We start from the raw sequence: 14,999 nt of genomic DNA on the forward strand, positions 1-14,999 counted from the left end.
CCGCGCCCGCCGCCTCAGCCGGTGCGGGCCCAGCCGGCGCGGTAGGCGGCCCAGTCGCCCGGTTCCTCCGCGAAGTCCACGTAGAGGGCGACGCCGAAGCGCTCGCGGCCGGGGTCGGTGCGGCCGAGGCCGAGCCGGACGCCCCGCACGCCGGCGGCGACGGTCTCGGCGCTCTCGTGGTGGCCCAGGTCGTCCTCGTGGAAGAAGGGCAGCCCCATGAGCAGGTCGGTGCTCTCCGGGGTCACCTCCAGGGCGAGCGCGGTCTGCTGGGCGACGTAGCCGCCGTACAGGGACTCCAGCGGCATCCAGGTGTCGTACGACATCACGGCGATCTGGTCCACCCGCCGGGCCACCTCGCCGAAGTACTCCTGCGACCACCACTTGCCGTTGTCCCCGAAGAGCAGCAGCGCGGAGTGGGCCCCCGGGAGCGGGTCGATCTGGTGGGCGGCGACGGAGAGCAGGGCCTTGCGGGCCGTCGTCGTACGCCGCAGGTCGTCGAGGAGCGTCAGGTAGTCGGCGTCGCCGGACTGGAGCGGCTCCAGGTCGAAGTGGACCCCGTCGAAGCCGGCGTCGAGGATCTGCCCGGCGGAGGCCGTGACGGCCGCGCGGGAGGCGGCGTCGGAGAGCCGCAGGCCGACCGGGCCGTCGTTGGCGAGGATGTCGCCGAGCCACGCCTGGACCCGGACGCCGGGCAGCGTCCGGTGGACGCCGTCGATCAGCCACTTCGCGCGCGGGTACCGGGCGGTCGGCAGGGTGCCGTCGTGTTCGAGCGGGCCCGCGTGGACGTAGAGGTCCTTGATCCCGGTGCCCTTCAGCCGTTCGGCGAGGGCCTTCAGGTCGGCGTCCCGCTTCCTGCCGTCCACCCACGCGTGCCCGATCCAGTACGCGTCCTTGCCGCGCGTGCGGGCGTCGTCGCGCAGGTCGCCCGCGTAGCTGACGCGCAGGGCGAGCGCGCCGAAGAGCGGCGGCACGATCAGCACCAGCACCAGGCCCAGCACCCACCAGCGCCCCTTGCGCCACATCCGTTTCAGTCGTCCGTCCACCCGTGCCCCCCGGAGCGTCGTGGGTCTCCCCGTCGCGCGGAGACCACCGTAGAGATCAGCTCTGACAGGGACGCCCGCGCCTCGGTGATCGGTTTCCGAAGCCCCTCCCTCCGGTCGCGCGGAGGTTCCGTCCGGTCGCGAGGGTGCATACCAGTACATAACCTCCCCTTTGTGACCGGAATAGCCACCCGAGCCCTGCTCGCGATGCTGGTGGCGGCGTGGTGGCTCGTGGCGCCCGCCGCGGCCGGCGCCCGCGCCGACGACCCCGTCGTCCTCCCCTCCGACGGGCAGATCCTCGACCGCGTGGGCGCCCTGCGCGACCGCAGGCCCGAGGTCGAGGCGGCCCTCGACCGGCTCTACGAGGACCGGCGGATCCAGCTCTTCGTGGTCTACGTACGGGACTTCTCCGGCCGGGACGGGCAGGACTGGGCCGACGCGACCGCCGAGCGCAACGGGCTCGGCCTGGACGACGTGCTGCTCGCCGTCGCCACCCACGACCGGCGGTACGGCTACTCCGCCGACCCCGACTCGCGCCTCGGCCAGGCCCAGCTCGACGACGTGGCCCGGACGGCGATCGAGCCGGCGCTCCGGGAGGACGACTGGGCCGGCGCGGCGATCGGCGCCGCCGACGGCTACTCCGCCGTCCTCGCCGGGCTGCCCGTGCCCGTCCCGTCGATCACCCCGGGACCGGCGGACCCGGGCGGACCCGGCGCCGTCTCCGGGACCGACCTGATCCTTCCGGTGGCTCTCGTCGGCGGCGCCGGGGTGGCGGCGGTGTGGGCGTACACCCGCCGGCGCCGGCGGGCCACCACCCGCACCACGCCCGGCGGCGGCCAGGGCTGGGGCCGGCCCGCACCGCCCTCCCTGGAGGAGCTGGACGGCGAGGCCCGACGGGCCCTGGTCGCCACCGACGACGCCGTCCGCACCAGCCAGGAGGAACTGGGCTTCGCCACCGCCCAGTTCGGCGAGGAGGCGGCCCGCCCCTTCGAGGAGGCGGTGGCCTTCGCCAAGGAGCGGCTGACCGCCTCCTTCAGGCTGCGGCAGAAGCTCGACGACTCCTTTCCCGAGGACGACGCCACCCGGCGCGCGATGCTCGACGAGATCCTGCGGCACTGCGCCGAGGCCGACGCGCGGCTCGACGCGGAGACCGAGGACTTCGACCGGCTGCGGGCGCTGGAGCGGACCGCCCCAGAGGCGCTGGCCGCGGTGGAGAGCGCCTTCCGCGAGCAGACCGGCCGGGTCTCCGGTGCCGAGGCGGCGCTGGCCGAGATGCGCGAGCGGTACGCCGGGACGGCGGCCTCGCCGGTCGCCGGCGACGTCGAGCAGGCCAAGGACCGGCTGGTCTTCGCCACCACCCACGTCAACCAGGCCCGCCAGTCCGTCGACGCCGGCGACACCGGCTCTGCGGCCGTCCACGTACGGGCCGCAGAGGGCGCGGTGGACCAGGCGGCCCGGCTGATCGAGGCGGTGGACCGGCGGGCGCGGGAGCTGGCCGAGGCGGCGGGCAGGCTGCCGGGCGCGCTCACCGAGACCGACGCCGACCTGGCCGAGGCGCGGGGGCTCCTGGAAGGGGCCGCCGAGGGCGACCCGACGGGTGAGCTGCGCGGCCGGATCGCCCGCGCGGAGGCGGTCGCGGCGGAGGTGCGGGGGGCCGTGGAGGCGGGGCGGTACGACCCGCTGGACGCGCTGCGCCGGGTCGAGGAGGCGGACACGGCGCTCGACGCGGCGCTGGCGGGCGCGCGGGAGCGGGAGTCCGGCGACCGGCGCGCCCGGGACCTGCTCGACCAGGCGCTCCTGACGGCGCGTTCGGAGCTGGGGGCGGCCTCCGACTACGTCCAGACCCATCGGGGCGCGGTGGGGAGCGAGGCCAGGACCCGCCTGGCGGAGGCACAGCGGCGTCTGGAGCGGGCGCGGGCGCTGGCCGCGGACGAGCCGCAGGAGGCGCTGGCGGAGGCACAGCGCGCGGACGGGCTCGCGCGGCGCGCGCAGGAGCTCGCGGAGCAGGACGTGCGCCGCTACGGGAACCCGAACGGGCTCGGCGGTGTATCAGGGAGGGGAGGGAGCGGTGGCGGGCTCGGCGGGGCCGTGCTCGGCGGCATCATCCTCGGCGGGCTGTTCGGCGGGGGTTCCGGCGGAGGAGGGGGCGGGCGTGGGGGCGGTTTCGGGGGTGGCTTCGGGGGCGGAGGTTTCGGCGGCGGGCCGGGCAGCTTCGGCGGCAGCGGCACGCGCGGCCGGCGGGGCGGCGGCGGCCGCTTCTGAGTTCCACGTCCACGACACCCTGCAAGGAGCGGTGCATGAGCAAGCAGACCATCCTCGGCCGCGTCACCCAGCTGGCGAAGGCGAACATCAACGCCCTGATCGACCAGGCGGAGGATCCGCAGAAGATGCTGGACCAGCTGATCCGCGACTACTCGGGCAACATCACGGAGGCCGAGGAGGCGGTGGCGGCGACCATCGGCAATCTGCGGCTGATGGAGCAGGACCACGCGGAGGACGTGGCCGCGGCGGCCGAGTGGGGCGGGAAGGCCCTGGCGGCCAGCCGGAAGGCGGACGAGCTGCGGGCGGACGGACGGGCGGCGGAGGCGGACCGCTTCGACAACCTGGCGAAGGTCGCGCTGGGCCGCCAGCTCCAGTCGGAGAAGGAGGCACGGACGGCCGAGCCGACGATCGCCGCGCAGACGGAGGTGGTGGACAAGCTGACCTCCGGCCTGGACCGGATGAAGGCCAAGCTGGTCGAGCTCCGGGCCAAGCGGGACGAGCTCGTGGCGCGCTCCCGCTCGGCGCAGGCGCAGAACACGATGATGGACGCGGTGAAGAACATCGACGTACTGGACCCGACGAGCGAGCTGAGCCGCTTCGAGGACAAGGTGCGCCGGGAGGAGGCGCGGGCGCTGGGCAAGCAGGAGCTGGCCGCGTCCTCGCTGGACACCCAGTTCGAGCAGCTGGACGCGCTCGGGGACGAGGCGGAGATCGCGGCCCGGCTGGCCGCGCTCAAGGCGGCCTGACGGGCCCGGGCGCGGCGTCCGGGACCACGCGCGCGGGCCCGGACCCCGCTCAGAACATGCTGAGGAGCTGGTCCACGGTGGGTTCCGCCGTGGGCCCGCCGTCGGGCAGGGCCAGCTCGAACCAGACGGTCTTGCCGCGCGGGGTGCGGCGCGAGCCCCAGGACGCGGAGAGCAGTCCGACGAGCTGGAGGCCGCGGCCGCCCTCGTCGGTGTCCTTGGCCCGGCGTCGCCGGGGCTGGACGAGGCCGGCGTCCCACACCTCGCAGACGAGGGTCCGGTCGCGCAGTAGCCGGAGCCGTATCTCGCCCTCGCCGTACCGCAGCGCGTTGGTGACGAGTTCGCTGACGAGGAGTTCGACGGTGTCGACGAGCGCGTCGAGGCCCCAGGCGGCGAGCCGGCCGCGGGCGAGCTCCCTGGCCCGCCCGACGGAGCGGGGCTCGCGGGGCAGCCGCCAGTCCCCCACCGCGTCGGCGGGCAGTCCCCGGATCCGGGCCATCAGGAGGGCGATGTCGTCCTCGCCGTGGCCGGTGTCGAGGGTGGTGAGGACCCGGTCGCAGACGTCCTCCAGGGGGCGCTCCCGGTCGGCGAGGGCGCGCCGGAAGGCGCTGAGGCCCTCGTCGAGGGGGTGGTCGCGGGATTCGACGAGTCCGTCGGTGTAGAGGGCGAGGAGGGAGCCCTCGGGGAGTTCGACCTCGACCTCCTCGAAGGGCTCGCCGCCGACGCCCAGCGGCATCCCGGGCGGCACGTCGAGGAGCAGCGCCTCCTCGCCGGGTTCGACCAGGACGGGCGGGAGGTGGCCGGCGTTGGCGAAGGTGCAGCGCCGGGTCACCGGGTCGTAGACGGCGTAGACGCAGGTGGCGAGGTAGACCTCGGCGAGCTCGGGGCCGCGGTTCTTGTGCGAGCGGGACTGCTGGGCGCCGATGGGGGCGCCGAGGCCGCGGGCGATCTCGTCGAGGTGGGAGAGGACCTCGGCGGGTTCGAGGTCGAGCTGGGCGAGGGTGCGGACGGCGGTGCGCAGTTCGCCCATGGCGACGGCGGCGCGCAGGCCGCGGCCCATGACGTCGCCGATGACCAGGGCGGTGCGGTGGCCGGGGAGTTCGATGACGTCGAACCAGTCGCCGCCGACCTCGGCGGCGTCGGTGCCGGGGAGGTAGCGACAGGCGATGTCGAGTCCGGCGGCCTCGGGGTCTCCGGGCGGGAGGAGGCTGCGCTGGAGGATGAGGGCCCGCTCGTGCTCGCGGCGGTAGAGCCGGGCGTTGTCGATGCAGACGGCGGCGCGGGCGGCGAGTTCGACGGCGAGGGCCCGGTCGCGTTCGCCGAAGGGTTCGCTGCCCTTGGCGCGGGAGAACTGCGCGAGGCCGACGACGGTGTCGTGGGCGAGCATCGGGACGACCAGGGTGGAGTGGACGAGCTCGCCCTCGCCGCCGGGCACGGTCCGGACGCGGCCGGTGCGCAGGGCTCCGGCGCACGGGGAGTTGAAGGGGTAGCGGTGGACGGCGCCGACCTCGATGGGGGCGGGTCCGCCGGGGTCGCCGGCCGGTCCGTGGCCCTCGTCGGTCCTGAGCGGGGTGTCGGAGACGGCGCTCGCGAAGGCGACTCTGCGGAGTTCGGCGCTGCCGGCGCCGTAGCCGACGTCGCGGGAGCTGCCCCAGCGGCCGGGCGGGGCCTCGTCGCCGGTGAGGAGGCCCTGGTAGAGGTCGACGGAGGCGAGGTCGCAGAAGCCGGGGACGGCGACGTCGAGGAGTTCGCGGGCGGTGGCCTCCAGGTCGAGGGAGTTCCCTATGCGGGCTCCGGCCTCGTTGAGGAGGGCGAGGTTGCGGCGGGCGCTGGCGGCCTCGCGGGCGGCGTTCTGCCGGCGGGTGACGTCGATGCCGAGGCCGGCGACGCCGATGGGGCGGCCGGAGCCGCTGTGCACCCGGTAGAGGTTGATGGACCAGTGGCGGCGGATCCGGGCGCCGGGGGCCGCGCCGGTGATCCGGAGGTCGGTGACGGACTCTCCGGTCTCCAGGACGCGCCGGAGGGCGGTGGTCATCCGGTCGGCCTCGGGCTTGGCGAGGTAGTCGTGGACGCTCCGGCCGCGGTGGTCGTCGGCCTCGCCGCCGAAGACGGCGGCGAAGCGCTGGTTGGCGCGCTTGACGGTGAGGTCGGTGCCGAAGAGGAGGAAGCCGAAGGGTGATTGGCCGAAAATCGCCTGGGAAGCGGCGAGGTCGGTCTCGATCCGCCGGAGCGCCCGGACGTCGACGACGATGCAGAGCGCGGCCCGCTCGCCGGTGTCGGTCTCGGTCGGCATCACGTACATCTCGGCGATGCCGTGCGGGCGGTCCCGTCCGGGGGTGCCGGTGGGGTGCGGGATGCCGGAGGCGGCGGGGATACGGAAGGGGACCAGGCCGGTCCACTCGCGTCCGTCGAGGATCTCCTTGACCCGCTGGTGGCCACGATCGCGCAGCTCGGCGGGCATGAACGCCTCGACGGGGTCCTTGCCGCGGGCTTCCTGGGCGGACACCCCGAAGAGGTCGGCCGCCCGGCGGCTCCACTGGTCGACGCGTCCGTCGGGCCCGAGGGAGAAGGAGGCGACCCGGATGTAGTCGTAGATCGAACCGGGCGGGCTGCTCTGCCACACGACGCCGCCCGTCGTCTCGGATATCTCGCTCACGCGACCGTCCCCTCCAGCTCACCGCACCGGACCGGCCATGCCCGCAGTATTCAGCACCGCGGGCTCCGGCGGCACGACGTCCACGATCACAGGGTGGTCTCGGTCGGCTCGTGACCCGCTCCCGTGATCGTCGTCCCTCTCTCTTTACTCACCAGGGAGAGCCAGCTCGAACCATACGGTTTTCCCGGTGCTGCCCTGCCGGGTCCCCCAGCGGCGCGCGGAGCAGGCCACGAGACCGAGCCCGCGGCCCCCCTCGTCGTCGGGTCCCGCGGGCCGCTCGGTGGGCGGATCCGGAAGCGGATCGGAGACCTCCACGAGGAGGGCGGAGTGCCGGGGCGGGTCGGCGGAGGGGCCGTCGGCCCGCAGGATCCGCACGCCGATCGGCCCGGAGGCGTACCGCAGCGAGTTGGTGACCAGCTCGCTGACCAGCAGGACGGCCACGTCTCCCACGGCCGGGTCGATCTCCCAGGAGCGGAGGGTCTCGCGGACCGCGTGGCGGGCGGTGCGCACGGCGTCGGCCTCCGCCGGGAAGTTCCACTCGGCGCGGACGCCGTCGGTGTCGATCACACGCGATCACTTCCCCAACCGTGGTGCGGCAGGAAGAGGATCACCCTCTCCCGAGGGACCAATGGGGACATACCCCCAATCAAGGGCGAAATATCCCTTCGGGGGCGGCTACCGGCGCACGGTGGCACGAACGGCGTAGGCGGCGGCCCGTACGCGGGGATCAGGGGCGCGCGGCGGGGAGCCTGAGCGCCGCTTCCGCGACGGCGGGGCGGTCCTGGTCGAGCCAGTCCACGGCGTCGAGTTCATGGCGGGAGAGCCAGCGCAGTTCGTCGTGGTCCTCCAGCGGGCGGGGCTCGCCGGAGAGGAGCCGGGCGGTCCAGACCCTCAGGACGTAGCCGGGCTTGAGGGGCCATTCGCCGGGGATCCGCTCGCCGGGCTCGGCCTCGACGCCGAGTTCCTCGCGCAGTTCGCGGACGAGGGCGTCCTCCGGGCGCTCGCCGGGCTCGACCTTGCCGCCGGGCAGCTCCCAGCGGCCGGCGAGGTCGGCGGGGGCGCTGCGGCGGGCGGCGAGCAGCCGGCCCCGGTCGAGGAGGGCGGCCGCGACGACGACCACGGCACCGGTCCCGTGCTCGGGTCCGGTGCCGTGGTGTGTGGTGCTTTCGGTCATGCCCGCGAGGGTAGCCGGGGCATCAGGGGGTGGGCGCGACGCGTTCGACCCAGTAGATCTGCTTGTGGCCGCGGGAGTCGAGCGTGTCCGCGATCTTCTGGGCTTCGTCCTGGGTGGCGTAGCGCCCCACCCGGTAGCGGTTGCCGTTGTCGTCCTGCCGTATCACGAGCCACGGTTGGACGGCGCCGCTGTCGGTCATCAGGCTTCTCCCTCCGCCGGGCCAGACAACACCATGGATCTCCCGGAAACCTCGATCCGCATATGCCTGAGCTTACGCCTGACCTTCACACAGCGGATACGGCTTTTCACCAAGAGATACGGATCGGCCGGGAACCGACGCATGGCGACCGAAGCGGCCCGTACCGGACACCGGGAACCGGCCCGGAAACGCGGAGCCGCCCCGGCCGGTGTCGTCGGCGGGGCGGCGGGCGGGGAACAGGTCCTAGCGGACCGGGAGGTGGTACGAGAGGCGGTAGCGGTCGGCGGGGACGACGATGTCGGCGGTCTCGACGGCGCGGCCCGAGGCGTAGAAGGTGCGCTCGACGACCATCACCACGTGACCGGGTACGCCACCGAGGACGAGCAGTTCCTCGGCGAGGCCGGGACGGGCGCCGACCTCCTCGACGACGTTGTCCACGACGAGGTCGATCGCCGCCATCCGCTCGACCACGCCGCAGCCGCCGAGCGGCCCCTCCTCGGGGAGCATGACCGGGGTGCGGCCGGTGACGGCGAGCGGCTCCCAGGAGGTGGCGATCATCATGGCCTCGCCGCCGTCCCGGTAGACGTACCGGGTGCGCATCACCCGGTCGCCGGGCTCGATGGACAGGCGGGCGGCGATCTCGCGGTCGGCCGGCTCCTGCTCGCTGCGCGCGTCCCAGGTGCCGCGCGCGCCCTCGGCGGCCTGCTCCTGCCGGAAGGGGGTGGCCCCGGAGGCGGGGCGGTAGCCGGAGCGGGCGACGCGGCGGGGCACCGGGCGCTCGCGCACATACGTCCCCGAGCCGGAGCGGCCCTCGACGAGCCCCTCGGCCATCAGCACCTTGCGGGCCTCCAGCGCGACGGTGTCCGACACCCCGTACTCCTCGCGGATGCGTGCCTGCGAGGGGAGACGGGTATGGGGCGGGAGCGAGCCGTTCGCGATCTTCTCCCGCAGATCGCTCGCCACGCGCAGATAGGCGGGCTGCTCACCGAACGTCAATGGACACTCCCCTCAGGTTGACGGACAGCTACAGCGTGGCAACCGAATGTCGCCATCCGCAAGCATGGGCCAGAGTTTCACTCGAAGTGATGAAGGTGAACCTTCTCCCCTCAACCCCTTGACCCCTATTGGTCTGGACCAATAACTTCCTGCCTGCGCGTCCACGCTCCATCCCGCCTCGCACAGGAACGAGCCCATGCGTCCCAGAGTCCTGACCAAGCTGACCCTCGGCACGGCCGCGGCGGCCGCCCTCGGCCTCCTCGCCACACTGGCCCCCGCCGCCGACGCACACCCGCACCACCCCACCCCCCGGCCGCCCGCCGCCGAACACGCCCTCAAGCGGATCGGCTACTTCACCCAATGGGGCATCTACGGGCGGAACTTCCAGGTCAAGGACCTGGACACGAGCGGCTCCGCGGCCAAGCTGAGCCACATCAACTACGCCTTCGGCATCGTCGACAAGGCCGGCAAGTGCGTCATCGGCCCCGTGCCCGGCTCCGACCCCTGGGCCGACTACGTGCGCCCGGTCGACGCGGCCACGTCGGTGGACGGCGCCGCCGACACCGCCGAGCAGCCGCTCGCCGGCAACTTCAACCAGCTGCGCGAGCTGAAGGCGAAGCACCCGAAGCTCAAGGTCATGATCTCGCTGGGCGGCTGGAGCGGATCGGCGTACTTCTCCGACGCCGTGCGCACCCCGGCCTCCCGCAAGGCGCTGGTCTCCTCCTGCATCGACCTGTACATCAAGGGCAACCTCCCGCAGGACGGCGCCCGCGGCGGCGCCGGGGCGGCCGCCGGCGTCTTCGACGGCATCGACCTCGACTGGGAGTGGCCGGGCTCCGAGGGCAACCCGGGCAACATCATCCGGCCCGAGGACAAGGTCAACTTCACCGCGCTGGTCCGGGAGTTCCGCACCCAGCTGGACGCGTACGGACGCTCGCTGCCGAAGCGGAAGCACTACGAGCTCAGCGCGTACGTGCCCACCGCTCCCGCCAAGATCGACGCGGGCTTCGAAGTCGCCAAGATCATGCGGGACTTCGACTTCGTGAACCTCCAGGGCTACGACTTCCACGTCTCCGGCGAGACGACCGCCAACCAGCAGTCCGCGCTCTTCGCCAGGAACGACTGGAGCGTCGAGGGGACCGTCAAGTCCTGGCTGCGGCGCGGCGCCCCGGCGCACAAGCTGGTGGTCGGCATGCCGTTCTACGGCCAGGGCTGGACCGGCGTGACCGGTGGCGGCGACGGCCTCGGCCAGCCCGCCGCGGGCCCCGCCCCGGCGACCTGGGCGCCCGGCTCCGAGGACTACAAGAACCTCAAGAAGCTGGCGGAGTCGGGGACGTACAAGCTCCACCGGGGTTACCGCAACGGCCACGCCTGGCTCTTCGACGGCACGACCCTGTGGACCTACGACGACCCGTCCGTGCTGCGCACCAAGTCCGCGTGGGTCCGCACCCACGGGCTCGGCGGCGCGATGATCTGGTCGCTCGACGGCGACACCGCCGACGGCGAGCTGATCAGCGCCATCGACCGCGGCCTCACCCGCCGCTGAACCATCCCGCTCCCCCGGGACCGCCCGCCGGCGGCTCCCGCGGGGCCGCGGACCGGTCCGCCGGCGACGGCGTCGCCGGGGCACGGGACGGCGGCTGGTCACGGGCCGCCGTCCCCCGCCCCCGCGTAGCCGCCGCCCGGCACCGGGGCCGGTCCGCGCACGACGGGGCCGGGTCTCTCGCGCGGAGACCCGGCCCCGTCCGCGTGCGCCCGGGTCCGCGGACCGGTCAGGCGGAGCCGTGGCCGCCCGGGGCCGCCGGGGGCGTGGCCGCCAGGCCCAGGGCCTTGCGGACCTCGCCGCTGCCGTCCTCCGGCAGCAGCTCCCAGGCGCGGTCGTACTGCTCCCAGAACGCGTCCGCGTCCTTCGCCGCGGCCAGCTTCGCCCACTGCCGGGAGGCGGCGTCCAGGCTCGTCACGTACGCGGCCATGGGGGCGCGCGCGGACTGCGGCCAGGTACGGGCCTTCAGCCCGGTGCGGGCCCGGTCGATCGCTTCGCGCACCTCGGCCGCCCAGGCGCGGTCCGTCTCGATCCCGTCCTCGGGCTCGGTGTCCGGCTGCGCGAGGACGGCGTCCTCGATCGGGTTGGCGTGGGTCAGGAAGGCCAGCTGGTCGGGGGTGAGCGTGGTGCGGTCGGAGCGCAGCGAGCCCTTCGTCCGCTCCTCGCCGCCGAGGCCGCAGGCGATGCGGTGCTCGCCCTCCGCCCACGACCGCCGGTCCGGGAAGTAGGAGAGGCTCCACACCTCCTCACCGAGCGTCCAGGTGTCCAGGGCGTACGCGGCGCCCATGGTGTCGCACCGCTCCTGGCCGATCCGCTCCAGCTCCTTCTCGCCCGGCCAGCGGTCGAAGCCGGTGACCTCGAAGCGGCCGGTGATCTCGCCGTCGTGGGGCGCGGCGCAGTCGACGACCCTGACGCCGAGGGTGTACTCGCCCTCCTCGGCCTCGTCGAGGAAGCACTGCCCGGTGCGCAGGTCCATGGGCATGCGGGCGGACGCGGCCTCCCGCATGCCGTCGTTGAACGCCTTGAACGCCTCCTGTATCTGGCCGGTGAGCAGGCCGAGGAGGACGAGCAGGGTGCTGACGGAGGAGAGGACGATGCCGGCGACGGCGAGCCCCTTGCCGTTCTGCCCGCGCTTCCTGATCTGCCGCAGCGAGAAGACGCCGAGGACCAGGCCGAGCGGCGGGAGGCAGCAGACGATGCCGCTGACGAGCGAGCCGATCGCGAGGCCGTTGGTCGTCGCCGGGGGCTGCCCGTACGGCCCGTAGGGGCTCGGGGGACCGGCGTAGGGCATGCCCGGGGACGTGTACGGGCCGGGGGCCGCGTACGGGCCGGCGGCCGGGTACGCGCCCGGAGCGGGCGTGCCGGGCGGCACCGGCTCGGACGGCTGGGGCGGCGGGGTCGGCTCCACGGACACGTGCTCCTGTTGGGGCGGGACGAACAGACGATCGGGCGCGCGCATCGTACGTCGTCGGGCCGGGGCGGCCTCGACGCGGGGCACGGCGAAGGGGCGGCCACCGGGTGGTGGCCGCCCCTCGTGAGGATGTCGCTCAGGGACTCATTCCCGGGCGGGGGTCCGTGCCCGGGCGGGGACGCGTGCCCGGGTCAGAACTGGAGCGCCCAGGAGTCGATCTTGCCGGTGTCCGCGTTCGCGTTGTCGGTGACGCGGAGCTTCCAGGTGCCGTTCGCGACCTCGGAGGAGGCGTTCACCGTGTAGGTGGTGTTGATGTTGTCCGAGCTGCCGCCGGTGCCGAAGGCCTTCAGCGTGTAGGCGGTGCCGTCGGGGGCGATCAGCTGGACCTGGAGGTCACCGATGTAGGTGTGGACGATGTTCACCGGGACCTGGAGGGCGGACGGGGCGTTGCCGGCGACGCCGCTGACGGTGACCGGGGACTCGACGGTCGCGTTGTCGGCGATGGCGTAGTCGGCGGTGTTCTCGAACTTCTTGCCGGGCGGCGGGGTGGTGCCGCCGCCGCCGACGAAGAGCAGGCGGTTCGGGGAGCCGGTGCCCGGGTTGGTCACCACGTTGGGCGTGGCGTTGTTCACCAGGGCGGTCCCGACCTGGGCCGGGGTGGCCGTCGGGTTGTCCCCGAGGTAGAGCGCGGCGGCGCCGGCGACGTGCGGGGACGCCATCGACGTGCCGGAGATGGTGTTGGTGGCGCTGTCGCCGGTGTGCCAGGCCGAGGTGATGGAGGAGCCCGGGGCGAAGATGTCGACGACGGAGCCGTAGTTCGAGAAGCTGGAGCGGGCGTCCGTGTTGGTCGTGGAACCGACCGTGAGGGCCTCCGACACGCGGGCCGGGGAGTAGTTCGACGCGTTGGCGTTGCTGTTGCCGGCCGCGACGGCGTAGGTGACGCCGGAGGCGATCGAGTTGCGGACGGCCGCGTCGAGGGTGGCGTCGGCGCCGCCGCCGAGGCTCATGTTGGCGACGGCCGGCTTGACGGCGTTGCGGGTCACCCAGTCGATGCCCGCGACGACGCCGGCGGTGGTGCCGGAACCGTTGTTGTCGAGCACCCGGACGCCGACGATCTTGGCCTTCTTGGCCACGCCGTAGGCGGAGCCCGCGACGGTGCCGGCGACGTGGGTGCCGTGGCCGTTGCCGTCCTGGGAGACGTTGTCGTTGTCCACGGCGTCGAAGCCGTTGAAGGCGCGTCCGCCGAAGTCGGCGTGGGAGATCCGTACACCGGTGTCGATGATGTAGGCGGTGACGCCCTGACCCGCGGTGTCCGGGTAGGTGTAGCTCTGGTTCAGCGGGAGGGCCCGCTGGTCGATCCGGTCCAGGCCCCAGGACGGCGGGTTCGGCTGGGTGGCGTTGATCGTGAAGACGCGGTTCTGCGCCACGGACTTCACGGCGGGGTCGGCCGCGAGCTTCTTGGCCTGGGCCTCGGAGAGCTCGACGCTGTAGCCGTTGAGGGCCGAGGTGTACGTCTTCTTGATCTTCGCGCCGTACTCGGCGGCGACGGCGCGGCCCTCGGCGGTCTCGGCCTGCGCCGACTCCTCCAGGGTGACGATGTAGCTGCCCGCGATGGCGCCTGCGGCCCCGGCGTTCTGGATGACGCCCTCCGGGGCCGCCGGCGCGGCGACGGCCGGGAGGGCGGAGAGGGATCCGAGAGCGACGGCGGCGACGGCTATGGCCGCGGCGGTGGAGATTCTGCGGCGCGAGTCACGCATCACTGACATGCGAGGTGTCCTCCTCGTGGGGGGTGCTCCTGTGGGGACGGAGCCCGAGTGACCTTCACTCAAGACAGGGACATGACAAAGCTGTGGCGGGGGGTCGACGTGCGCCCCGCAGCTTCCGGCAGCCCTGCCGTCGACCGAAAGATTGACCGATCCATAGGAATCACACAAGGGCGCGCACACGACCGCAACACCAGTGCCACAGAGGCGACATGATTGATCGTCAGCTATTGGGGGACGACTCGCCGCGTTCACCTGCGGGATTCCGCACCGGCCGGAGCGTGCCCGACTCCCGCTCCGCGGGGGCGAATTCACAGACCCGAAACGCGCCGGCGGGCCCGTCCCCGATCCCCGGGAGACGGACCCGCCGATCCCGCACGACTCAGAACTCGTCGGCTCCGTTGCGGAGTTCGTGCGTCCAGTAGCCGGTCTTCGCGGCCTTCTCGTCGACGGCGATCCCGCCCGCCGGAGCCGCGACCACGATGCTGCCCTCGGCCGGGCCGTCGGCGGCGAAGAGGTTCACGAGGAACTCCTTCACCACCTTGTTGTCCTCGTGGACGCCGCCGAGGGAGACCCGCACGTTGGCGTACGCGGGGGCGCCCGGGTCCAGGACCACGGGGGCCGCCGGCTCGCTCGCGGCGACGGGCGGCACGTCCTTCGCCGTCTGGATCTCGCCGAAGGCGATCAGCGGGTGGCCGAGGAGCCGGCAGGCGCTGCCGGAGGTGTTGGTGGCGGTCAGCACGATGTGCTCGGTGGGCACCTCGTCGGCCTTCGCCGCGGTGACCTTCACGTCGTCGTGGGCGCAGACGGGCGCCTTGGCGTCGGCGGCGGTGCCGCCCGCCCCCTCGCCCTTGGCGGCGGCCGGGGCGGCGGACGCGGACGCGGTCGCCTCCCCCGACCCGCCGGTGGCGCCGGACCCTCCCGCGGTGCCGGTGGTGCCGGTGGTGCCGGTGGTGCCCGTGGCGCTCTCCCCGGAGCCGGTCGTGGCCGAGGCGGCCGGAGCGGCGGTCGTGGTCCGCGGCGCCGTCGACCCGGTCGCCGCCGCGCTGCCGGCGTCCTTCGCGCCCGCGTCCCCTCCCCCGCAGGCCGTCAGCGAGAGCGAGGCCGCGGCGAGGGCGGCGAGGAGAAGGGGCGTCCTGGTCGGGCGGTGAGTGGTACGCATGCGGTGTTTCCCCCGTGAGGCGTGAAGCGGTCGGTCGTTGCCGAGTACAG

The 14,999-nt window shown here is 73.9% G+C and carries 12 protein-coding genes; 3 read left to right on the forward strand and 9 right to left on the reverse strand.

Annotated elements, in window-relative coordinates; all coding sequences use genetic code 11:
- Positions 1-14: 14 nt before the first annotated feature.
- Positions 15-1,202 (reverse strand): hypothetical protein, encoded by a 1,188-nt coding sequence (locus ACFYT9_RS33900; RefSeq protein WP_389169804.1) that lies wholly within the window; start codon positions 1,200-1,202, stop codon positions 15-17.
- A 45-nt stretch (positions 1,203-1,247) separates the two neighbouring features.
- Between ACFYT9_RS33900 and ACFYT9_RS33905 the strand changes: the two genes are divergently transcribed.
- The gene (locus ACFYT9_RS33905) at positions 1,248-3,302 is read left to right on the forward strand and encodes a TPM domain-containing protein (RefSeq protein WP_389169896.1); all 2,055 of its coding nucleotides are present in this window, start codon (positions 1,248-1,250) and stop codon (positions 3,300-3,302) included.
- A 35-nt stretch (positions 3,303-3,337) separates the two neighbouring features.
- Positions 3,338-4,048 (forward strand): PspA/IM30 family protein, encoded by a 711-nt coding sequence (locus tag ACFYT9_RS33910; RefSeq protein ID WP_376602819.1) that lies wholly within the window; start codon positions 3,338-3,340, stop codon positions 4,046-4,048.
- A 49-nt stretch (positions 4,049-4,097) separates the two neighbouring features.
- On the opposite strand, the gene ACFYT9_RS33915 is transcribed toward ACFYT9_RS33910, so the two are convergent.
- The 5 genes from ACFYT9_RS33915 to ACFYT9_RS33935 all read right to left on the reverse strand — a co-directional run bounded on the left by ACFYT9_RS33915 (position 4,098) and on the right by ACFYT9_RS33935 (position 9,070).
- The gene (locus tag ACFYT9_RS33915; RefSeq protein WP_387278114.1) at positions 4,098-6,701 is read right to left on the reverse strand and encodes a SpoIIE family protein phosphatase; all 2,604 of its coding nucleotides are present in this window, start codon (positions 6,699-6,701) and stop codon (positions 4,098-4,100) included.
- 144 nt (positions 6,702-6,845) lie between these two features.
- Positions 6,846-7,268 carry an ATP-binding protein gene (locus tag ACFYT9_RS33920; protein ID WP_387278116.1) on the reverse strand — a complete coding sequence of 141 codons (423 nt, stop codon included), beginning with the start codon at positions 7,266-7,268 and terminating at the stop codon, positions 6,846-6,848.
- Positions 7,269-7,428: 160 nt separating this feature from the next.
- Positions 7,429-7,875, reverse strand: coding sequence for a (deoxy)nucleoside triphosphate pyrophosphohydrolase (locus ACFYT9_RS33925; RefSeq protein ID WP_387278118.1), 447 nt, complete (start codon positions 7,873-7,875; stop codon positions 7,429-7,431).
- A gap of 22 nt (positions 7,876-7,897) precedes the next feature.
- On the reverse strand, positions 7,898-8,074 hold the full coding sequence (locus ACFYT9_RS33930; RefSeq protein WP_360314372.1) for an SPOR domain-containing protein: 177 nt from the start codon (positions 8,072-8,074) through the stop codon (positions 7,898-7,900).
- A 243-nt stretch (positions 8,075-8,317) separates the two neighbouring features.
- A complete protein-coding gene (locus tag ACFYT9_RS33935; RefSeq protein ID WP_376602815.1) occupies positions 8,318-9,070 on the reverse strand; it encodes a GntR family transcriptional regulator in 753 nt (250 codons plus the stop codon).
- 196 nt (positions 9,071-9,266) lie between these two features.
- Between ACFYT9_RS33935 and ACFYT9_RS33940 the strand changes: the two genes are divergently transcribed.
- Positions 9,267-10,616, forward strand: a complete 1,350-nt coding sequence (locus ACFYT9_RS33940) for a glycoside hydrolase family 18 protein (protein WP_376602814.1) — start codon at positions 9,267-9,269, stop codon at positions 10,614-10,616.
- Between the two features lie 226 nt (positions 10,617-10,842).
- Here the strand turns inward: ACFYT9_RS33940 and ACFYT9_RS33945 are convergent, their stop codons facing one another.
- The 3 genes from ACFYT9_RS33945 to ACFYT9_RS33955 all read right to left on the reverse strand — a co-directional run bounded on the left by ACFYT9_RS33945 (position 10,843) and on the right by ACFYT9_RS33955 (position 14,949).
- On the reverse strand, positions 10,843-12,027 hold the full coding sequence (locus tag ACFYT9_RS33945) for a DUF4190 domain-containing protein (protein ID WP_389169810.1): 1,185 nt from the start codon (positions 12,025-12,027) through the stop codon (positions 10,843-10,845).
- A gap of 188 nt (positions 12,028-12,215) precedes the next feature.
- Complete coding sequence (locus ACFYT9_RS33950) at positions 12,216-13,790, reverse strand: S8 family peptidase (RefSeq protein WP_387278123.1); 1,575 nt, start codon at positions 13,788-13,790, stop codon at positions 12,216-12,218.
- 379 nt (positions 13,791-14,169) lie between these two features.
- A complete protein-coding gene (locus ACFYT9_RS33955) occupies positions 14,170-14,949 on the reverse strand; it encodes a DUF4232 domain-containing protein (protein ID WP_389169813.1) in 780 nt (259 codons plus the stop codon).
- Between the last annotated feature and the right edge of the window lie 50 nt (positions 14,950-14,999).

Source organism: Streptomyces sp. NPDC004435, from assembly GCF_042873895.1.
In the GTDB taxonomy this organism is placed as follows: domain Bacteria; phylum Actinomycetota; class Actinomycetes; order Streptomycetales; family Streptomycetaceae; genus Streptomyces.

Coding starts and splice junctions, on each gene's coding strand:
- ACFYT9_RS33900 (WP_389169804.1), bottom strand. CDS start 1,202: ATGTACTGGTATGCACCCTCGCGACCGGACGGAACCTCCGCGCGACCG.
- ACFYT9_RS33905 (WP_389169896.1), top strand. CDS start 1,248: ATGCTGGTGGCGGCGTGGTGGCTCGTGGCGCCCGCCGCGGCCGGCGCC.
- ACFYT9_RS33910 (WP_376602819.1), top strand. CDS start 3,338: ATGAGCAAGCAGACCATCCTCGGCCGCGTCACCCAGCTGGCGAAGGCG.
- ACFYT9_RS33925 (WP_387278118.1), bottom strand. CDS start 7,875: ATGACCGAAAGCACCACACACCACGGCACCGGACCCGAGCACGGGACC.
- ACFYT9_RS33930 (WP_360314372.1), bottom strand. CDS start 8,074: ATGACCGACAGCGGCGCCGTCCAACCGTGGCTCGTGATACGGCAGGAC.
- ACFYT9_RS33940 (WP_376602814.1), top strand. CDS start 9,267: ATGCGTCCCAGAGTCCTGACCAAGCTGACCCTCGGCACGGCCGCGGCG.
- ACFYT9_RS33950 (WP_387278123.1), bottom strand. CDS start 13,790: ATGTCAGTGATGCGTGACTCGCGCCGCAGAATCTCCACCGCCGCGGCC.
- ACFYT9_RS33955 (WP_389169813.1), bottom strand. CDS start 14,949: ATGCGTACCACTCACCGCCCGACCAGGACGCCCCTTCTCCTCGCCGCC.